Below are 21,340 nucleotides of genomic sequence, written 5' to 3'. Positions count from 1 at the left end.
GCAGTCATTCTAAGTGAAAGAATGACCAGAAAACAACGTTACCAGTTTGTAATTGACTACTTTTTGCATCATGCACCCGATGCGGAAACCGAATTGCTGTACGATAATCCCTACCAGCTGTTGGTGGCAGTGATCCTTTCGGCTCAATGCACCGATAAGCGGGTAAATATGACTACACCGGCTATTTTTGAAAAATATCCGGACGCGGACAGTTTGTCAAAAGCCAGTTTTGACGAACTGTTCCCGTTAATAAAGAGCATCTCATACCCCAACAACAAAACAAAACACCTGATAGGGATGGCCAAAATGCTGCAGGAGCAGTTTAATGGCCAGGTTCCCCTCACGGTTGAAGAGCTTGTTACCCTGCCCGGCGTGGGCAGAAAAACAGCTAATGTCATTACCTCGGTAGTCGACCAGCAACCCAATATGGCCGTTGATACCCATGTCTTCCGCGTATCGGCCCGCATTGGTTTAACCATCGGCGCCAAAACCCCGCTGGCCACCGAAAAACAACTCATTCAACACATTCCGCGCGAATTGATCCATATTGCCCATCACTGGCTCATTCTGCATGGCCGCTATGTTTGTGTAGCCCGAAATCCTAAATGCGACATTTGCGGCATTAAACCAGCCTGTAAATACTTTGCTAAGCTTAAAGGTAAAGCGGGTTGAGTTGAGCAGTTAGCAGCCTATGATAATCGACAGGCGCTACTGTAGACGTTTTTCTACACTCTTCCAAGAAGCCTATTGATATGCAATTACCAGCCGCCCATGGCACCAGATTTTGACATATAAGCCATGAGCCATCGGATTTTTTATGCTTTACAGATACATAGTATGCATTATATGCTTGTTCATTATTGTTTTCCTATGCCGCTGCACATCGTCAGCCGATAACAGTCCTGCGTATAGAAGTCCTGATGGTTACAATCTGAACAAACCTTTCTTATTGAAATTACCTGTAGAGCTCGATGAAATTTCAGGCGTGGCCTTTTATTCAAAGGATACCAGCGTTTTTGCCATTGGCGACGAATTCGGCTGGTTGTATAAAATACCATTGACCGTTGGAAAACCGATACGTAAATGGAAGTTCTCGAGCGAAGGAGATTATGAAGACCTGGTAATGGTTGATAAAGTGTTTTATGTGTTGCAAAGCAATGGCAATATCACTGCCTTTACTTTCGATGACCATAACAAGATCCTTACCCAGCAACAGAACTTCCCTGCTTCGGGTAACGAATTTGAGATCCTGTACTACAACCCGAAAATATTTAAGCTCGTTATGCTTTGCAAGGACTGTGAAACAGATAAGAAGAAAGCCCTCACCGCCTTCTATTTTAACCTGCTTCATAAACAGTTCGACGACTCATCTTCCATTAACGTAACGGCCATCGCCAACATGATTGGAGAAGAAAAGATAAAGTTTAAACCCTCTGCCGCAGCTATACACCCGATCACCAATGAACTGTACATTGTATCGTCAGTAAACAAACTGCTGGTGATAACCGATCAAAAAGGAAATGTAAAACAAACCTTTGTCCTTGATCCCGCTTTATTCAAACAACCGGAAGGAATTACTTTTACCCCGGAAGGAGATATGATCATCTCCAATGAAGCGGCTGACCGCGGTGTAGCGAACCTCTTATTTTATAAATATAACAAGAAAGTGAAACCATGAAGTATTTGTTTGCCCTTTATATGGTATTTGCTGGTCATGCATTATTTGCTCAAACAGATGATTCAGTTACTGCACGGATTATTTTGATTGGAGATGGTGGCGCATTGGTCAACGGCAAACACCCGGTTGCTTCTGCCGTGAGAAACCACCTGCGACCCGATAAAAAGACCACCATTGTATACCTGGGCGACAATTTATACCGGCATGGACTGCCCGACGAAGGAGCTGTAGACTATGTATTGTCAAGAACAGTGCTCGATTCGCAAATGGCGGTAGCCGCCAATACCGATGCACAGGTATACATGATACCAGGCAACCACGACTGGTCGAATGGTGGAGCCGATGGCTGGGAAAGCCTGTTACGGCAGGAAGCCTATGTAAACCTAATGAAAGAGAACCGCGTTTCATTTGTTCCCAGTGAAGGTTGCCCTGGACCGGTAGAAGTGCCCATCACCAAAGATGTGGTCATGATCGTATTCGATAGCCAGTGGTTCTTACATCATCACGACAAACCCGGCATTGAGTGGGATTGTGAGTGTAAAACAGAAAGCGAATTCAAGATCCAGCTGTCGGAGCTACTCAGCAAGAACCGGAACAAACTCATCATCATGGCCTGCCATCATCCTTTTATGAGCAATGGTATCCATGGTGGCTACTTTGGCATTAAACAACATATCTTTCCCTTCACCGACCTGCGCAAGAAACTGTATATACCCCTGCCTGTAATAGGATCTATTTATCCCATCAGCAGAAGCGTATTCGGCAGTCCGCAGGATATCAGCTATCCCGCCTACACCAATATGGTGAATACCATCCGGGCAGAAACAAAACTATATCCCAATGTCATTTATGCGGCCGGCCATGATCATAGCCTGCAATTGCTCAGGGATAGCAGCCATTATTATATTGTCAGTGGATCAGGTTGCCAGACCAGCAGGGTAGAAAACAGCAAGAACTCCCTGTTCACAGCAGCAGAACTGGGTTTCGCCGTACTGGAAGTATCAACAAACAAAAATGTACGAGCCAAATTCTATACGGTGAATGTTGATTCGGCCATTGCCCGCGAAACCTTTTCAAAGAACATAATCGATTTCTCCAAAATTCCCGAACTGGCAAAAGACACGGCTAAGGTGAAGATCCCGCCGTATACAGACTATCATGCAGCGCCGGCCAGCGATCAGTACAAAGACGCCTCCAGCTTGAAGCGGTTGATCCTCGGCAACAATTACCGCAAAGTATGGTCAACACCGGTGAAACTGAAAGTTTTCCGCCTCAAAGAAGAACACGGCGGCTTCACCATAAAAAGCATGGGCGGCGGTAAACAAACCAAATCATTGACGCTCGAAGACAAGGACGGTAAGAACTGGACGTTACGAACCATCGATAAAGATCCGGAACTCGCCTTGCCCGAAAACCTGCGCAATACCATGGCTTCTGAAATTGTTCAGGACATGATCTCGGCTGCGCATCCGTATGCACCCTTATCCGTTGCATCACTGGCCAATTCACTTAAAATTGCGCATCCTACACCAACCTTCTACCTGGTGCCTGATGACCTCGACTTTGGCCCCTACCGCACCCTGTTTGCCAATAAAGTTTGTATGCTCGAGCAAAAAGACGCTTCCTGGGATGAAACCGATACCAAGAGCTCCATCACCGTATTCAATGAATTGATCGAAGACAACGACAAACGCGTATTACAAAAAGAAGTATTAAAAGCACGCCTGCTCGACATCCTTACTGCCGACTGGGACCGCCACATGGATCAATGGAAATGGGGCATCAGGGATACCGGCCGTGGCAAATTATATTATCCAATTCCCAAAGACCGCGACCAGGCCTTCTTTAAAGCAGATGGCCTGCTGATAACTTATATTTCGCGCAAACGCCTGCCATTCCTGAAAGGATTGAAATACAAAATTCCCGATGTGAACCATTTATCAGTGGTTGCAAAAGATTTTGACCGCCTGTTCCTGAACGATCTCGACAGAAAAGAATGGGATTCCATAACCACCGTTTTCCGGAGGCAACTGCCCGATACCGCCATTGTAAATGCGGTTAAACAAATGCCGCCGGAGATCTATGCCATCAATGGGCAGAAAACCATCGACAAGCTCATCAGCCGGCGCAACGTGCTGGAAAAAGCATCCTTGAAATATTATGACTTCCTGGCCAAGCAGGTAACCGTACTCGGTAGTAACAAGACCGAATTGTTTAAAGTGTACAACCAGGGCGATAGTGTTCGTGTACAGGTATTGACCCATGAAGGAAAGGATTCGGGATTTGTAATGTATGATCGCGTGTTCGATCCTGAACGAACAAAAGAGATCAGGTTATTTGGCTTCCGGGGCAACGACAAATTCGACATATCGGCCAACAGCCCCAACAAGTCATTCCTTCGAATCATTGGCGGCAAAGGCGATGACACCTTCCATATAAATGGCAATATCAAAAACTATGTGTACGACCTCAGCAAGGAAAAGAATTTCCTTACAAAAGGCAAAAATACGAAGCCGCGTTTCAGCACCGATACCAAGGTGAACGACTATGATTTTGATGAATATAAATTCAACATCTTCCACTTCCCCCGCATAAACATAGGCTGGAATGCCGACGACGGATTTATGTTCGGCTTTGGCCTGTGGTACCGGCGTTATGGGTGGCGTAAAAACCCGTATTCTTCTGAACAGCGGTTCTCAGCACTGTTCGCTGCCGCCCAACGCGCCTATCAATTCCGGTATCGCGGTTTGTTTGTTGACGTATTCCCTAAATATGACCTCGTGATCAATGCAGAAATGAAGGACCCTGCACTGAACAATTTCTTTGGCTTTGGGAATGAGACCAAGATCAACGAAGATTCAACCATCCGGTATTACCGCGCCCGGTTCAAAAATATAGAAGCAGATCTGCTGTTCAGAAAAAAGATCGCAGGTGTATTAAGTGTATTTGCCGGCCCCTCTTATTACCGCTACTGGAACAAACCGGTTAACAACAAAGACTATATCCTGGGTAAACCATCATTGATAGGCCTGGACTCCAATGCTGTTTACTCGGTTAAGTCTTACGCAGGCGGTAAAGCAGGCGTATGGATAAATAACCTGAACGATGAGTTGTTCCCAACGCGTGGTATCAGCTGGTTAACAACTTTCACCCATTTGCAGGGCCTCACCGATAACAGCCATCCGTTGACAAAACTGGAATCAGACATGCAGGTGTATGCCAGCATGAGCTTTCCGGCAAGATGGGTAACAGTATTACGGGTTGGCGCCGGTCGCATCTTCAGCGACAGCCTTGAATATTTTCAGGCTTTAACCCTGGGGGCGAATAATTATTTGCGGGGGTTCAGAAAGAATCGTTTTTCAGGACATGGCCTGGCATATGCCAGTCTTGAATTCAGAGTAAAACTTTTCGAAAGTAAATCATATGTTTTTCCGGGCCAGGTTGGGTTGGTTGCCTTTAATGATGTTGGCCGCGTTTGGTTAAAAGGGGAAAACAGCCGCAAATGGCATTATGCCTATGGCGGAGGCTTTTACTATGTACCTTATAATATGGTGCTCGTATCTGCCACCGTTGCCTTATCACGTGAAGAAAGCCTCGTGAATTTTACGATAGGCACAAAATTGAACTTAACATTTTAATTCTGTTGGTATGTCAACCTACAATGCCCTTATAATTGATGCAGAGAGTTATGTAAAAGAATTGTTTAAACAACACCATAATACGAACCTGGTCTTTCACAACCTCGACCATACGCAAAAAGTAGTGGAGCGGGTATACGAAATTTCGGCACATTATAAAATACCCGACAAAGAACTGCTTGAACTGTCATTGGCCGCCTGGTTCCATGATACCGGTCATTTGATGACCGACCCGGCAGATCATGAGGAAAAAAGCGTGGCCCTGATGGAAGCATTCATGCGTAATAAAACAGATGATGAAGAGCTGATCAACAAAATAGCCGCCCTGATCCGCATGACCCGCTTTCCGCCGGCACCGCAAACATTACAGGAAATGATCATCTGCGATGCAGACACCTATCATTTCGGCCTGCCGGATTTCAAGCAGACCAATAAAGCCATGAAGAAAGAACTGATCCTGCGGAATATGAACACCATGGTGCTCGACTGGGAAAAGAACAGCCTTGAGCTGCTTGAAAGGCATCAGTTCTACACCACTTACTGTATTGGCTTATTGCAAAAAGGGAAAGAAAAGAACATAAAAAAACTGAATAAAAAAATAAACAAGGTTGAAGGTTTGAATGTGAGTGAAACCCTGCTGATACCAGGCGAAGAAGAAGATGAAGCTGCCATAAAACGTAAGAACTCACTCGTATCAAGAGGTATACAAACCATGTTGCGGTTAACATCAGAAAATCATGTTGAGCTCAGTAATATGGCCGACGGGAAAGCCAGTATCCTCATCAGTGTTAACGCCATTATCATTTCGGTAATACTTTCCGTATTGATCCGCCGCATAGAAGTGGATACACATTTAACCTTGCCTACCTTCATTTTCCTGGCTTCTTCGCTGGCCACTATCATTATTGCCATCATGGCTACGCGCCCTAAAGTATCGCAGGGTAATTTCAGCCGCGAAGATATTCTTAACAAATCCACCAACCTGCTGTTCTTCGGCAACTTTTATAAAACCAAGGTGAACGAATACCAGTGGGCCATGAACACCATGATGCGCGATCCGGATTATTTGTACAGTTCATTAATAATGGACATTCATCAATTGGGCGTTGTGCTGGCCCGTAAATACAAACTCATCAGGCTTGCATACACCGTATTTATGATAGGCCTGTTTATTTCGGTCATCGCATTTATGATCGCTATCCTGGTACATCAACCGCAGCAACCCGTAATTAATTCGAACGTATCGCCGTACAGCTAAAGAATATGAGTGCATTGGCAAATATAAACGTCAGACAGGGCTTCATCAGCAAATACCGCACAAAGCAGGTATTGGTGATCGCCCTGTTATGGACACTCATTGATACGGGGGTATATTTGTTTAGATTCTTTGATGATTACATCGACAATGCAGAACTTCCCTACGCCATGCAGGCGTGGGTAGTAATGATACTAAGGTTCGTCCTGATCTTCTTTATCTGCCTGGCCATGGCCTGGCTGCTCATCTACCAGTTAAAGCACTTTATCAGGAACCTTCCCTTATGGCTAAGCCTGCTGTTAAAAAGTATTATCCTGGTCATAGCGGCCTTCCTGCTTAATTTTATCTTACACTTCACCTATATCTGGTTAATTGAGAAAAAGACGCTGACGCCCGAGCTTGGCATCTCCTACTACAGGATCTTTCAAACCTCGTTGTTCGTTAGTCAAATGTTCCGCTGGCTGATCGTTTTTCTGATCACCATTCTGCTGATTGAAGTCAATGAAAAATATTCACCAGGCGTCTTTTTCGACATCCTCGCCGGCCGGTACATAACGCCCAAAATAGAAAAGCGTACCGTTATGTTCATCGACCTGGTTGATTCAACAGCTATAGCAGAGCAGCTGGGTCATAAAAAATACTTCCGGTTCATTCGCGACTTCATATACTTCATCTCCGTCGCCTTACTGGAGAACGACGGTCAGATATACCAGTATGTAGGCGACGAAGTTGTGGTGTCGTGGATCGTAAAGAAGCCAAACGCCAACCGGAAATGTTTGCAGGCATTGCTGGATTGCAAAAGAATGTTACAACGGAACAAGAACTACTTCAGAAAACAATATGGCATAGTGCCCGAATTCAGGGCAGGTATTCATACCGGCGAAATAACCATTGGCGAAATAGGTGTTATAAAAAAAGACCTGGCTATGAGTGGCGATACCATGAATACCGCTGCCAGGCTGCGTTCCGCTACCAGTGAGCTGAACCAGACAGTGATCATATCGAAAGACTTTGCTGCACAAACCAATTTAAAGAATTGGGAACCTATCAGCCTGGGCCTGGTTGACCTTAAAGGCAAGGAATCAGCCATGGAATTATATGCATTGAAATTATAAAAAGCTCCCGCTAACGCCTGTTGCTGATTTTCCCCATCGTAAATCAGGACCTGCCATTTTTACATCGCATAAAAATTGCTTATAATATTATAAATACTATTATATGAACCAGATAAAATATTTACTAGCGATCGCTGGCAGTGTGGTTTTGGTTATTGCAGGTTGCCACGAGATCAATCATCAAAGCGTTATCGCGTTCAATAATGTGGCAGAAGAGGGGCCGGCCGTGGATACGGTGCCAAAAAAAGGCGATACCAGCTGGCGCAGATCTGACACATCCATGCGCAGGACAGATACCAGTTGGCGCAGATCTGATACCTCCATGCGCAGATCAGATACCAGCTGGCGCAGATCTGATACCTCCATGCGCAGGACAGATACCAGCTGGCGTAGAAGATCAGATACAGCCATGGGCAGATCGGATGCTGCTGCCTATAACAGGTACATTGACCTCAGAACAGGGCAGCCCGTTGAATTATATTATGATGCAAAGACAAGAAGGACCTATTCTGCCACAACCAATGAACCCATTGACTTCTATGTAAACTCAACTACAGGCGATACTGTATATGGACGTGGCAGGTATATAGTAAATAATTATATAATGAGAGGTGCAGATGGTATGTATAAGCTGGATGAAAGCAGGATCAGGATCAGCAAAGACGAAATAAAGATCAAGGACGGCACTAAGAAATTCAAGATGGAAGAGGGCAAAATGAAAATGAAGGATGATAAACAAAAGGCCAGGTCAGTAAGAGATACAACAACAAGGATGAGAACAAATGATACCATGAGAAATCAGTAACCGCGCTTCTCAAATAATTGAGACCTGAACGTTAAACGCAAATACACAAACGGTATTGCCAATTGAGACAGCAGCGCCAATCATGTTTTGTTTACATATAGCGATCCCTTCCAAATAACATGGAAGGGATCTTCATTTAATGAACAGTTAATCCCTTACGATAGGCTGTTGTCGTTTTTCCCCATTATTAATATGCGTACAGCCATTTTTCTGTGGCGCACAATTATTGCTTATAGTGTTGTAAATCCTAGTATGAAAAAGTTGAAACAATTATTGGCAATTACGGGCAGTGCGTTGATCATTGCAAGCTGCCAGGACGCCGACAATCAGAGTGATGTTACTGAAGATACATTGGCAACACAAGAATCAGTTGATACTACACACAAACCAAATACGCAATACGTTGACCTGAAAACAGGACAACCAGTTGATCTATATTACAATCCCCGGAAAAAGAGAACCTATTCAGAAAGCACCAACGAACCTGTTGACCTGTACGTGAACGTTGCAACCGGTGATACCATTTACGGTCAGGGCAGGTATGTTGTGAACGGTTACATTGTCAAAACAGAAGATGGCACATATAAACTGGACAACAAGAAGATCAAGATCGATGGAGATGAGATCAAAATCAAGGAAGGAGATAAGAAGTTTAAAATGGAAGATGGCGAAATGAAGATCAAGGATGGAGATGTAAAAGCGAAAGCAGATGAAGATGGAACTAAGCTGAAGACAGAGGATATGAAGATGAAAAAAGAATAACCACCCTATTCTTCCGCTATGCGGGCAGTGCCAATCTGGTTTTGTTTATATAAAACAGGAGTGCCACAATTTTTAAATGTGGCACTCTTTATTTTTTTATTAAGACATTTATATCAATTCACCCGGCCCAGCATTTCCTGCAACTTCATTACCAGTTCAGTTTTGGTAATGGGCACACCCATGATCTTGTTATACCCTTTCGCATCAACGAAATACTGATCGCGGATGATCTTTATCAGCTGGCCGTTATTGATCTCCGGTATCAACACCTGGTCAAAGTTCTTCAGTATAGTGCCCAGGTTCTTTGGGAAGGGACGCACATAACGTAAATGAGCATGGCTCACTGCATATCCCTGTTGCTGCAGTTCGGCCACCGCACTCTTAATAGCACCATAGGTACTACCCCAGCCAAGCACCAGGATCTTGCCGGTTTCAGGACCACTGTCCAACGTTTGCTCAGGAATATAATCAGCGATCTTGTCAACCTTTTCCTGTCTGATCTTCACCATCAGCTGGTGGTTCTCGGGATCATAACTTACGTTACCGGTATTGTTTTGTTTTTCCAAACCACCAATGCGGTGTTCAAGTCCTGGTATACCGGGAATAGCCCAGGGACGTACCAGTTTTTCATCGCGCAGGTATGGTTGGAATTTTTCTTCCCCATGGCCCAATTCAGTTTTGAACTTTACCACGATCGGCGGCAGGTCATCACTTTTTGGAAAACGCCACGGTTCGGCGCCATTGGCAATATAACCATCGCTCAGGAAGATAACCGGCGTCATATGCTGTACGGCAATACGCACGGCTTCATACACTGCACTGAAGCAATCACTGGGCGTACTGGCCGAAACGATCGGCATGGGACATTCGCCATTACGGCCATAGTAAGCCTGTAACAGATCGCTTTGTTCTGTTTTGGTAGGCAAACCCGTGGAAGGTCCGCCGCGTTGAATATCGCAGATCACCAGCGGTATTTCGAGCATCACGGCAAGCCCCATGGCTTCGCCCTTCAATGCCATGCCCGGACCGGAAGTAGTGGTAACACCCAGGGCGCCACCATAGGCAGCACCAATTGCCGAGGCTATACCGGCAATTTCATCTTCGGCCTGAAAGGTTTTTACGCCAAAGCCTTTATGCCTGCTCAGCTCATGCAGAATATCTGAAGCCGGTGTAATGGGATAAGAACCCAGGAATAAAGGCAATCCGCTTTTTTGCGAAGCCGCTATCAAACCGTAGGCTACTGCCTGGTTACCCATTATGGAACGGTATTCACCGGATTCCATGCGGGCTTTATCAACTTTATAGCGGGTGGTGAACGTTTCTGTAGTATCACCGAAATTGTAACCGGCCTGTAAGGCTTTCACATTGCTATCGAGGATCTCGGCTTTCTTTCCAAATTTGTCTTTCAGGAACTGGATGGTATTCTCCATATCGCGGTTATACATCCAGTACAGGAAGCCAAGCACGAACATATTCTTGGCGCGGTCTTTTTCCTTCGTGCCCATGGTGATATCTTTCAGGGCCTCGCGGGTCATTTTGGTTACATCCATTTTAATGACCTCATAGTTCTCGAGGCTGCCGTCTTCCAGCGGATTCACACCATCGGGGTAATTGGCCAACCGCAGGTTCTTGGCATCAAAACCATCGGTATTGGCTATTATTTTACCGCCCTTTTTCAGGGCTTTCAGGTTCGACTTTAAAGCGGCGGCGTTCATAGCTACCAACACATCACATTCATCACCCGGCGTAAATACCCGGTCGCTCGAAAAGCGCAATTGGTAACCACTTACACCAGGCAGGGTACCCTGGGGGGCACGTATTTCGGCCGGAAAATCAGGGAAAGTGGCAAGGTCAATGCCCAGCAATGCAGTATTGTTAGTAAACTGAGTGCCGGTTAACTGCATCCCGTCTCCGGAATCACCGGCAAATTTGATCACTACATCCTGCAGGACCTGTTCTTTACGAATCATTGGACTGTTGTTCTAGTTAATTTGCAAAATTAGTATAAGTTAAGACAGAATGTTGACTTAATTGCTCCTGCTGAACTGGGATACGAACATTGTGTACCTGCGAATGCCGGCCCGACGGAGGTTTGGCCGGCATTTACGATAAGCGGAAAATGATGTAGCTGTTTGATTTTCTGAGCTTTCCATGATTGACTGCGTTGGAAAGCATTGTCATTCCGGGGCTTTTCCACATTCATGTTTTACCAGGCGCATCTATAACATTAACTTTTCAAGTAACCAGCCTTCAGCCCTGTGCCTTCAGCTTTAAGCCTTCAGCCTTCAGCTTTTTTTTGCAGCACCACCCGTACTGTGACCACCAATTGCCCGGTATGCCGCATGGTGTGTTCTGCCGCATGAAAAAGCAAACCAAGCACCGTGGAAGGCAATTGCTGGCGGCCTACGCCTCGTGGTTCCGTTAAAGTAGATTCATCAATAGCTTTCAGTGCTTCTATGGAAGCGGTGATCTGCGCATCGAGGGTGTTCAGGAGAGCGGCTACGGTATTATCTGCTGAAGTTTCAGTTTCTGCTTTGAGGTACTGGAGTTGTTGGGCAGTCAATGCCCGGCCGCCGGCATAGGTAAACAACCGGTCAAGGACGCCCGCGATATGCTTTAAATGAAAACCGGGCGAAGCCACCCCTGCCGGACGTTGCCATAACAGCGCATCCGGAAAATCCTTCATCAATTCATGGATCTCTTCCTGCGCCTGCAATAATGCATGGGCTACCGGTTGTACCAATGCAGGGATTCCGGCCAATGGCCCGCGCAGCCATACTTCTGGTAACATAGTTTGAGATTTTAAAATTTTTGGATTTCGGGATTTTGGGATTTATCGAAATTTCAAAGCAGCACAAATCTCAAAACCTGCCTGCCCGCAGGCAGGTATCTAAATCTCGAAATCAGAAATTGTATTAGTAAGGTTTCAGCGCCTGGTATATCGCTTCATGAACCTTAGGCCGTATACTCATGCGCAGGAATTTGTTTACGTCCGGACTGTTCACCCGGTTACTCAGGAAAACAAATATCAGGTTATTCTTTGGGTCAACCCAGAAACAGGTTCCCGTAAAACCGGTATGACCAAAAGTTAACGGTGACGCAGAAGCGCAGGGATATGGTTCTGTCCGTTTCGCATTGTCCCTTTCAGGTTTATCAAAACCCAGTCCCCGGCGGCTGATGGCACTATGGTACTGATTAAAGTATTCTACAGTGGAACGGCTAAAGAAGTTTTGTCCGTTCAATACGCCGCCATTCAATAACATCTGCGCCAGCACCGCCACTTCATAGGCATTGCTGAACAACCCGGCATGACCGGCCACACCACCGAACATGGCAGCACCAGGATCGTGCACATAGCCATGGATCAGTTGATTCCGGAACTCTTTTTCTCTTTCCGTAGGCGCAATATACTCGAGCGGAAAACGGAAAGCCGGATTAAAACCGGTAGCAGCAAGATCCAGCTTATCGTAAAATGTTTTCTTTACATACTGATCCAGCGGCATATGGGTAACGGCTTCCACTATCTTACCCAGAAAAATATAATCGTTATCACTATAGATATATTTTCCATGCGGCCCCAGCTCACTTTTCAGGATGCGGGTCATCATTGTATCTTCCCAATTATTACGGATGTATAAATTCGCAGCTACGGGAACGGAGAAGTCTTCCTGCGGCGATGTCCTATACAACGTAGACAATGGCATATTGCCGTTCGTATTATCCAGCGTTTCGCGGTAAAAAGGAATGAACGCTTTCAACCCCGCCTGATGTAATAAAATATCCCATAACTTCAACCCCGCTTTATTAGTACCACGTACCACAGGCAGGTAATCACCCAGTGTTTTCTGCAGTTCCAGTTTGCCTTCATCGTATAATTTCATTACCGACAAAGTAGTGGCCATGATCTTGGTTACCGATGCCAGGTCGTACATCGTTTCAGGATAAACCGGCTCGGTACTGTCGTACGTTAGATAACCGAACGCTTTTTCATAAGCGATCTTTCCATCTTTGGCTACGAGCACCACGGCGCCCGGAATGGCCTTTTGCCTGATAGCATCATTTACGATGGAATCAATAGCAGTATTCAATTTGGCAGCATCAAAACCAAGCTGGGTGGGCGCTACAGCCGGCAGCAGTCTTTTGGCAATAATGCCGGCGCCATATTGATACGAAGGACAAACCGTTACCGGTAATTTACCACTTGCCAGAAAACGGCCATGCAGCAGATCTGAAGCGGTAGCCTGGGTAATGTCATCATCTTCATAAGCGGCTATCAGCACCGGTGAGTTGCAAAAATTCTTGATGGAATATGGATTGCCAAATACAAAGGTGATCGTTTTTTGCTGCGCCTGAATGCCGTTTATCAATGCTACCGCCGCATTGCTGATGCCGAAATTTTTGGCCGGATAACGCGACATCTTGTGAACACCAATGACCACAACGTCATATTTTTTTTTCAATTGTTCCAGCAGCGGCGCTACTTCAGTACTGTCTTTTTTATAATCAAAATAGAACACGCCCGCATTGTAATCCCTGCGCATCTGTTCAGCAAAAACATTATCCTGCGTTAAACCAACGCCCACATAGGCAATACTCCGTCCTTTGAAGAGCGGGAAAATAGCTGGTTCTTCATTGCGTAACAGGGTAAGCGCATTTTTGGCAATGGCACGGCGTATGGTGGCTACTTTGCTGTTGAGATCGGCCACCAGATTGGCCGTATCTACCGGCAGCCAGTTAGCCAGGCCATACTGGTATTTGGCATATAACACTTTTCTTACCCTTTCATTGATATCGCGCCAGCTGAGCTTTCCCTTTCTGATAGCCCGGCGTGTTTTCTTAATGCTGCCGGGAATATCGCCAGGCAAACACAACATGTCGTTACCTGCTATCAGCGCTTCGCGTGAAGCTTCGCCATCAGGGAAATATTTGGCCACGCCTTTCATTTCCAGGGCATCGGTAAACGTGAGACCGTTATAATTGAGCTCCTTGCGCAGCAGTTGCGTAACACTGTTATAGGAAATGGACGTGGGCTTATTCGCCGTATTATCAATAACAGGTACTGATAAATGGGCTACCATTACACTGCCCACACCGGCCCTGAACAGCTGGTTAAAAGGATACAGTTCCAGCGAATCGAGTTGGTTCCTCGTTTTGTTGATGACCGGCAGATCATGGTGTGAATCAACATCCACATCGCCATGACCGGGGAAATGTTTGGCACAGGCCATTACACCCACATCCTGCATACCTTTCATGTACGCAATTCCATATTCGGCCACCTTGTATTTATCTTCCCCGAATGACCGGTCGTTGATCACGGGGTTGTTCGGATTATTATTTACATCCACCACGGGTGCATAATTCACCTGAATGCCTATGCGTTTACATTGCTCACCAACAGCCCGGCCATATTCATAGATCAATGACTGATCCTGCACGGCGCCCATCATCATTTGCCGCGGAAGCCCCTGTACGCTGTCCATTCGCATACCAACGCCGTTCTCGGCATCGATGGTCACCAGCAAAGGGGTTTTGGCAATCGCCTGCAGATGGTTGAGGACGGTGGCCTGCCTGATGGGACCACCCTGAAAAAGACAAAGCCCGCCAATATTGTATTTGTGAATGGCTTCGGCTACCTCTTTTTCGTAAAATTTGATCTTACCGCCAGCTTCGATCGACGACACCCGTACGATCATCAACTGGGCTATTTTCTGGGCTTTCGATAAAGAATTGAAAACACTGTCGACCCAACGATCGGCGGCAGGGTTACCGGATGATCGCTGTGCTACAACCTGGACATTAACCAAACCGATCAATAAAACAAAACCAAAGGTTCTTAACGTATTCCTCATTTACAAGATGTGATTTTAATAAGGCAGAATGAACATCAAATTTACTGTTAATAAGGGGTTTGAACCATTAAAATTCTTCTAATGTTGCATGCGTTTTTGTGCTGGTGAAAGCCTCAAAACCGTCGTATTTACTGTACTTTATAGTAAATGTTCATTCACTCAAATAATCTTACATTTGCCAACTCAAAATCAGGAGTAGCTTTTGGCGGATATCATTCAATTATTACCCGACAACATTGCCAATCAGATCGCGGCCGGAGAAGTTATCCAGCGGCCCGCCAGCGCCGTAAAGGAGTTGCTGGAAAATGCGGTTGATGCCGGCGCCACTGAAATAAAATTGATCATCCAGGATGCTGGTAAGTCACTGGTACAGGTAATTGATAACGGTAAAGGCATGAGTGAAACGGATGCCCGCATGAGTTTTGAGCGCCATGCTACTTCCAAGATCCGCAACATCGACGACCTCTTCCACATTCGCACCATGGGTTTCAGGGGCGAAGCCCTGGCATCCATAGCCGCTGTTGCCCAGGTAGAATTAAAAACCAAACGCGCTGAAGACGAAACAGGCACCTGCATCGAAATAGAGAACAGCACGGTGAAAAAGCAGGAGCCCGTGGCCGCCGCCAATGGCACCAGCATAGCCATGAAGAACCTGTTCTTCAATGTGCCCGCCCGCCGTAATTTCTTAAAAAGCAATGCCGCAGAAATGCGGCATATTGTGGATGAGTTCATCCGTGTGGCCCTGTCGTTCCCCGGTATCTTTTTTTCGCTCACCAGCGGCGGTCAACAGGTCTTTCACCTCGAAAAAGGCAGCCTTAAACAACGCATAGTACAGGTACTGGGCCAGCATTATAATGCGCGGCTGGTAACCGTACAGGAAAAGACCGACTACCTGAACATTTACGGGTTCGTAGGCAAACCCGATACCGCCAAAAAAACCAGGGGTGACCAGTATTTTTTCGTGAACAACCGGTTCATTCGCAGCGCCTATCTGAATCATGCAGTAATGAGCGCCTTCAAGGAAATGATCCCGGCCGACAGCTTCCCGCTGTATGTCCTGTTCATTGACCTCGACCCCACGCAGGTTGATATCAATGTGCATCCTACCAAACAGGAGATCAAATTTGAAGATGAAAAGATCGTGTATGCCTTTGTTCAGGCGGCAGTAAAACATGCCCTGGCGCAATTCAGTATAACACCCACTTTGGAGTTTGATCTTGATCCGGATATCCAGAAACTGGATGCCGTAAATAAACCATTTACCGAAGACAAGCAGGAAGCCGCCCGCTCTTCAGACCTCTATAAAAACTTTTCGCAAAAAGGCCAGGCACATTTTATTCAACCCACCGATAAAACGGAACTGAAGCACTGGAAAGACTTTTTTGAACCAGGCAATGACCAATCGGCAGTCGGCAACCGGCAATCGGCAATGGAAAACTCGTCCCAGGGCTTTGCCGGTAACAATGGCCAGCGAGAAGAAAAGTTTGAGTCTCTGATCGATCAATTAAAAAAGAAAGCGGATGTATCTGAGGGCTTTTCCGCACTCGCCACCCGCCATTTACCACTCACCATAGACGACAATGCGCTTCTTTTCCAGCTGCATGGCACCTGGATAGTGGCGCCCACCTCAAAAGGTTTTATGCTCATTCATCAGCAACTGGCGCATGAGCGTATTTTATACGAACGTTTTGCCGCGGCAGCTAATGGTAAAAACATTGCTGCCCAGCGCAGTCTGTTCCCGGTTACATTGCAGTTGTCGGCTTCAGATGCGGTATTGCTGCAGGAATTGACCGCCGACCTGAACCAGTTGGGATATCTTATTGAACCATTTGGCGCCAATGCTTTTGTAATACAGGGCACCCCCGCCGATGTTTCGGCAGGTAATGAAAAACTGGCTATAGAAAGTATACTGGAACAGTTCAAACATTTCAGCAGCGACCTTAAATTCTCCCGCCGGGAGAAGCTGATCCGCTCGCTGGCCTGGCAACAGGCCATCAAGCCGAATACACTGCTGACCCTGGATGAAATGCGCGGCCTCACTACCGACCTCTTCAAATGCGCACAGCCCAATGTTACGGCAGGAGGCAATCCAACCTATATCGAATTCAAAAAAGATTACCTGGAGCAATTATTTAAGCGATAATGCAGATTGTCCTTTAGACAGTTTCCGCTTTTGATCTTCCCAGATGTTATACCGCAGGTAGAACTGAAGGCTTTTATTCTTATCGAAGGTATAGGGAGAAGAAGGCGTTACCTGAAAGCTCACATAATTATTGAAGGCCTGGCTATACTGCAAGCCTACTGTAAACCGGCTCCAGTAGTAGCTCATATCGAGTAATAACCGCACTTCATTGCCGTTCAACTTGCTGGAAAGCCAGTCATTCTTAAAACGGGCAAAATGATTTTCGATCACATATTCCTGTGGCGGTCCTATCGGGCTAAACCGCTTTTCAACCTTCTGATGATTGGCTACCCCGCTTAACAGCGATGAGAATTGTAACCCGGTTCCCATGTAAAAATTCCTGAGCGGACTATGATAAACTGTAAGCGGCAGATTAAAATAATACAGCTTACGCGCATGAATGGAGGTGGTCTGTTCTATGAGATTCGGTCCTGCCTGGATCATTTTCTGATCCTGGAACAAAAGCAGCGGTTTTATGAACTGAGGTGCCGAAAACTGGAATCCAGCCTGCACATATGTCTTTCTATTGAAATGATATTGAAAATGCGGTGATGGAATATAATCAGAAATCGTATTCACGCCGGCATTCCTGTTATATGCCAGCGCGGTTTGATCGCCTACCGGAAATCCCAACGGTAATGATAACCCTATGGCAAATGTCTTGTCCTCATGCACATGTGGCGACCGGCTCGATTTGCGGTGGCCCGATCTGTTTTTAGCCGCCAGTTCAGGGAACAGGTCAGCCCGGGTATAATAAGTGAATTCGCGGGTAAGTACGCCGGAAGGCGATAGTACGGTGGCACCCGTGTAATTAATGTCATAAGTGACCGGCGATTCCTGTAAGCCCGAACCGGTGGATGACCGGGAAGGAAAAGACAATTGCGGCGTATACGCATTCCGGTTGCCTCGCGCATCGCTGCCCGGCCTGTTTGAGCTGGATAGATCGCCGGTTCGCTTTTGTACGGGCGTTTTGCCTTTTTTATTGATAACCTTATTACTGCTTGTATTAGCTGCTACCGCATTATCTTCCGGTGCTGCCGGTTGATGGGCATCCCCCTTAAAATTTACGGTACTACGGTTATTGGTTCTACGATCATTAGCAGTTCTTCTATCGTTATTATTGCTTGTTTCAGGAGTGTAGATTTTATTTCGATCAGGGGCAATTTTGTTGTTATTATTCGTTGGTTTCTCTGCCAGGTCGGGGCCGTTATCATTCGCTGGTAACAACCGGCTGTTAATGTCATCAGTTCCGCTACTTCGGGCTTTTTCAGCCACGGTTGCCGGAACATTTTTACCGGTAGTATTGGTAACAGCCGCATCGTTTTGCGACGGAGTGGCCGATGGCATAGCGGGATTGTTACCGGCGCCGGCTGGTTCACGGCTGTTGTCAGCGGCAGCACCATTGCCGTCCCTATCGGTATTGGATGCATACGCTGCACCGGGCAGGTTTTTCGGGGTGGTTGAACCTGTTGAATTGTTAGCGGTTGCCGAACCATCGGGTTGGCCACTATTTTTTTCGGTTAACGCAACGGAAGGTGCTTTTTTGTTGTTAACGGTTTTAATAGTACCGGCAACCCCTTCGCTGCGTTGTTCCCTGGTAAGCAGTTGTTTGCCGCCAAAAAATGTTCCCACCACTACGGCCACAAACAGGGAGCCGGCGATCCACCAGCGGTATGACCCACCGGAACCGCCTCCACCTCGTGGCATATTTTTGTCGAGCAGCGCCTTCATTTGCTGCCAGTTTTTGTCGGGGTCGTCAGGTGGCGGAAGCTGCACCAGTTTCTCCGCTAAGTGTTTTTCGTATGGATGTTTAAAGTTCATCTCACTTACACTTGCAACGTTTGTAATAGTTTTTGCAATTGTTTACGGGCCTCGCTCAGGTGCCATTTGCTGGTACCTTCACTAATGCCCAATAGGTTAGCTATTTCCCGGTGATTATATCCTTCTACTACATACAGGTTGAACACCGTTTGCGTAGCCGGTGATAATTTCTGTACCAGTAATAAAACTTCATGGGAAGACATTCGTTGTATTGCATCAGCATCAATGGCTGGTTCATCTACTTTTTCCAGTTCAATATGCGTATGGAATTTGCTGCGCTGCCGAATGAAATCTATGGCTGAATTGATGATGATGGTTCTCACCCAGGTATACAATGACGCCTTGCCCGTGTCATAAGTATGGATGTTTTTGAAGACCTTCAAAAAGCCGTTATGCAATACTTCGATCGCATCTTCCTGGTTACGGGTGTATCGCAGGCAAATAGATGCCATAGGTCCATAAAACTTCTTATACAAGCGTTCCTGGGCCTTGCGGTTGTTATTGATACAACCGGTTATGAGTTCTATATCAGTAGCATTGGTGGACAATCAAGCCTGATATTTGGTGTTCTGAAGCCGTACTTTTTTAAACCTGGGTTGTTCTTTGAATGCTTATTTTCTCTTTAGTTTAATGGCCAATTGCCAGTTGCTAGTAATAATACGGGGTATGATAGCGCTACGGTTGGGGAAAGAAAAGAGAAAATTTAAAAACATTGTTAATACCGGTTCCGGATGCCGTTCAGGAATGCCTCAACCTGCCGGCGGATGGTTCCTGCGTTACCCGTGTGATTGTTGATCAGGACCGAGAAGATCAGCAGCTTGTTCTTTTTCGTATAGATATATCCGCTCAATGCAACAACGCCCGACAAGGTACCGGTCTTGGCAAATATATAATTACTATCTTGTTTGTACAAATTACTCAAAGTACCCTTGCCGCCGGTAGGCAGTATCGCCTGCAGCCTTTTCATGCCGAATTCCTGCTGCATTTTTTGTAACAGCACCACGAAGTCATTGGGCGTAAACAGGTTATAACGGCTTAACCCACTACCATCGGCCCAGCGGGGCGTTTGTGGCAGATCACTGAGATCGGTTTTCAGAAGGGTATCTATGATCTTCCGGTTATTCATTTCACCCAGCTTTACCTGGCTCACCATCAACAGCGATTGTTCTGCAAAGAAATTATCGCTGCGGTACATCATGGGTTGCAACAGGGAGTCGGTAGGATGCGAATTGATCTTATTCAATTGTGCAGGCAGGCTCTTCAGGTCAGGCAGATAGTTGATCTGTTTCCGGATCGTGTCGGGCAGCAGCTCGATGGCTGATTGTACACCATGCGTAACAAACGGTACATCCTGTTCTTTTTTCTTTTCCTTGCCTTCAGTGATCATAAACACGTTCTCGTCACGGTTACGCTGTACAAAAAAAGCTTTTCGGCTAACCCCCGCGTTGAAGCGAACCTTCCAGTTTATTTCAGGAAGGGAATAAATAAACGGCGTAGCGGGTTGATCGGGCAGTGCACCACCGGCCGCATCGTCACTCATCTCCTGCACCCAGTGAATGATATTCCCATACACTGGCAAAGGACTGCGCTCAACCATGTAATTATCGTTATAGTCGTTCCATGACCAGCCGGCCCCCAGGGCATTGTCTTTCCAGTTGACATCTGTTAAGTAAACCGATTTATTTGTCTTTTGCAGAAAATCGATGACCGGGTTCTTTTTGAAATCGGGATGCAGCAGCGTGGGATCGCCGGTGCCAACCAGGTATACCGCCGTATCGTTTTCCCAGTACTGAATGCCGGGTAAGCTGTCGCCCAGGTATTTCATGGCTGCATAACAGCTGAAGAGTTTCGTATTCGAAGCGGGTACAAAATACTTTTTCGCGTTATGGGTATACAGATATTTGTTGCTGGAAGGATCGAACAGGCTGATGCCTACATGTGCGTGTTGAATAGTGGAATCAAGGAACAGCCGGGTGTTGGCTGCTTTTCCGATCTGGCGCTGGGTTGAACAGGAAGCAAAAACAAGCAGCAGGCCGCCAACTGCCAACCGCAGGCCCTTTACAGGAATAGTATTTATAAGGGAACGGAAAGGGAATCTTTTGCTTTTGCTCATGCTGAAATATAAACATTTTAATTAGCAAATGGGCAAATTTGAAAATGTGTAAATTATCTCTTTACCATCGGAACTGTATTCCATTATCATGTTATCACATGGGTTTCTCCTTGCCCCGC

Annotated in this window: 14 protein-coding genes; 8 read left to right on the top strand and 6 right to left on the bottom strand. The window is 46.2% G+C overall.

The features are described from left to right. The first annotated feature begins 21 nt into the window (after positions 1-21). The 7 genes from nth (at position 22) to JUB15_RS06510 (ending at position 9,253) form a co-directional block, all read left to right on the top strand. Positions 22-672: an endonuclease III gene (gene nth / locus JUB15_RS06540; RefSeq protein ID WP_207511526.1), complete on the top strand. Its 651-nt coding sequence runs from the start codon at positions 22-24 to the stop codon at positions 670-672. A gap of 277 nt (positions 673-949) precedes the next feature. After that, the gene (locus tag JUB15_RS06535; RefSeq protein WP_207511525.1) at positions 950-1,678 is read left to right on the top strand and encodes an SdiA-regulated domain-containing protein; all 729 of its coding nucleotides are present in this window, start codon (positions 950-952) and stop codon (positions 1,676-1,678) included. Continuing rightward, the gene (locus JUB15_RS06530) at positions 1,675-5,316 is read left to right on the top strand and encodes a BamA/TamA family outer membrane protein (RefSeq protein ID WP_207511524.1); all 3,642 of its coding nucleotides are present in this window, start codon (positions 1,675-1,677) and stop codon (positions 5,314-5,316) included. The genes JUB15_RS06535 and JUB15_RS06530 overlap by 4 nt, the downstream gene beginning before the upstream one ends. Positions 5,317-5,326: 10 nt before the next feature. Further along, positions 5,327-6,574 (top strand): Pycsar system effector family protein, encoded by a 1,248-nt coding sequence (locus JUB15_RS06525; RefSeq protein ID WP_207511523.1) that lies wholly within the window; start codon positions 5,327-5,329, stop codon positions 6,572-6,574. Positions 6,575-6,579: 5 nt separating this feature from the next. Next, positions 6,580-7,686: an adenylate/guanylate cyclase domain-containing protein gene (locus JUB15_RS06520; protein WP_207511522.1), complete on the top strand. Its 1,107-nt coding sequence runs from the start codon at positions 6,580-6,582 to the stop codon at positions 7,684-7,686. Between the two features lie 103 nt (positions 7,687-7,789). Continuing rightward, entirely contained in the window at positions 7,790-8,491 is a 702-nt protein-coding gene (locus tag JUB15_RS06515) for a hypothetical protein (protein WP_207511521.1), read from the top strand. Positions 8,492-8,743: 252 nt separating this feature from the next. After that, positions 8,744-9,253: a hypothetical protein gene (locus JUB15_RS06510; RefSeq protein ID WP_207511520.1), complete on the top strand. Its 510-nt coding sequence runs from the start codon at positions 8,744-8,746 to the stop codon at positions 9,251-9,253. Positions 9,254-9,366: 113 nt separating this feature from the next. Here the strand turns inward: JUB15_RS06510 and JUB15_RS06505 are convergent, their stop codons facing one another. The 3 genes from JUB15_RS06505 to JUB15_RS06495 form a co-directional block, all read right to left on the bottom strand. Beyond that, a complete protein-coding gene (locus JUB15_RS06505; protein ID WP_207511519.1) occupies positions 9,367-11,223 on the bottom strand; it encodes a 2-oxoacid:acceptor oxidoreductase subunit alpha in 1,857 nt (618 codons plus the stop codon). A gap of 308 nt (positions 11,224-11,531) precedes the next feature. Continuing rightward, a complete protein-coding gene (locus JUB15_RS06500; protein WP_207511518.1) occupies positions 11,532-12,044 on the bottom strand; it encodes a DinB family protein in 513 nt (170 codons plus the stop codon). A gap of 124 nt (positions 12,045-12,168) precedes the next feature. After that, complete coding sequence (locus JUB15_RS06495) at positions 12,169-15,105, bottom strand: serine hydrolase domain-containing protein (protein ID WP_207511517.1); 2,937 nt, start codon at positions 15,103-15,105, stop codon at positions 12,169-12,171. Between the two features lie 202 nt (positions 15,106-15,307). On the opposite strand from JUB15_RS06495, the gene mutL reads away from it, so the two are divergent. Beyond that, positions 15,308-17,248, top strand: a complete 1,941-nt coding sequence (mutL, locus tag JUB15_RS06490; protein ID WP_207511516.1) for a DNA mismatch repair endonuclease MutL — start codon at positions 15,308-15,310, stop codon at positions 17,246-17,248. Here the strand turns inward: mutL and JUB15_RS06485 are convergent. The 3 genes from JUB15_RS06485 to dacB all read right to left on the bottom strand — a co-directional run bounded on the left by JUB15_RS06485 (position 17,234) and on the right by dacB (position 21,221). After that, positions 17,234-19,108 carry an outer membrane beta-barrel protein gene (locus JUB15_RS06485; RefSeq protein WP_207511515.1) on the bottom strand — a complete coding sequence of 625 codons (1,875 nt, stop codon included), beginning with the start codon at positions 19,106-19,108 and terminating at the stop codon, positions 17,234-17,236. The two genes, mutL and JUB15_RS06485, sit on opposite strands and share 15 nt — an antisense overlap. A 5-nt stretch (positions 19,109-19,113) precedes the next feature. Further along, complete coding sequence (locus JUB15_RS06480) at positions 19,114-19,656, bottom strand: RNA polymerase sigma factor (RefSeq protein ID WP_207511514.1); 543 nt, start codon at positions 19,654-19,656, stop codon at positions 19,114-19,116. A 167-nt stretch (positions 19,657-19,823) separates the two neighbouring features. Beyond that, on the bottom strand, positions 19,824-21,221 hold the full coding sequence (dacB, locus tag JUB15_RS06475) for a D-alanyl-D-alanine carboxypeptidase/D-alanyl-D-alanine endopeptidase (RefSeq protein WP_207511513.1): 1,398 nt from the start codon (positions 21,219-21,221) through the stop codon (positions 19,824-19,826). Positions 21,222-21,340 lie beyond the last annotated feature (119 nt).

This window comes from Longitalea luteola (assembly GCF_017356035.1).
Classification (GTDB): Bacteria; Bacteroidota; Bacteroidia; order Chitinophagales; family Chitinophagaceae; genus Niastella; species Niastella luteola.
Note: the sequence above shows the minus strand (reverse complement) of the source record. Positions and strands in the feature narration are given on the sequence as shown.

What these genes read in the sequence shown, in the direction of transcription:
- nth (WP_207511526.1), top strand. Translation starts at nt 22, where the DNA reads ATGACCAGAAAACAACGTTACCAGTTTGTAATTGACTACTTTTTGCAT.
- JUB15_RS06530 (WP_207511524.1), top strand. Translation starts at nt 1,675, where the DNA reads ATGAAGTATTTGTTTGCCCTTTATATGGTATTTGCTGGTCATGCATTA.
- JUB15_RS06525 (WP_207511523.1), top strand. Translation starts at nt 5,327, where the DNA reads ATGTCAACCTACAATGCCCTTATAATTGATGCAGAGAGTTATGTAAAA.
- JUB15_RS06520 (WP_207511522.1), top strand. Translation starts at nt 6,580, where the DNA reads ATGAGTGCATTGGCAAATATAAACGTCAGACAGGGCTTCATCAGCAAA.
- JUB15_RS06515 (WP_207511521.1), top strand. Translation starts at nt 7,790, where the DNA reads ATGAACCAGATAAAATATTTACTAGCGATCGCTGGCAGTGTGGTTTTG.
- JUB15_RS06510 (WP_207511520.1), top strand. Translation starts at nt 8,744, where the DNA reads ATGAAAAAGTTGAAACAATTATTGGCAATTACGGGCAGTGCGTTGATC.
- JUB15_RS06505 (WP_207511519.1), bottom strand. Translation starts at nt 11,223, where the DNA reads ATGATTCGTAAAGAACAGGTCCTGCAGGATGTAGTGATCAAATTTGCC.
- JUB15_RS06500 (WP_207511518.1), bottom strand. Translation starts at nt 12,044, where the DNA reads ATGTTACCAGAAGTATGGCTGCGCGGGCCATTGGCCGGAATCCCTGCA.
- JUB15_RS06495 (WP_207511517.1), bottom strand. Translation starts at nt 15,105, where the DNA reads ATGAGGAATACGTTAAGAACCTTTGGTTTTGTTTTATTGATCGGTTTG.
- JUB15_RS06485 (WP_207511515.1), bottom strand. Translation starts at nt 19,108, where the DNA reads ATGAACTTTAAACATCCATACGAAAAACACTTAGCGGAGAAACTGGTG.
- dacB (WP_207511513.1), bottom strand. Translation starts at nt 21,221, where the DNA reads ATGAGCAAAAGCAAAAGATTCCCTTTCCGTTCCCTTATAAATACTATT.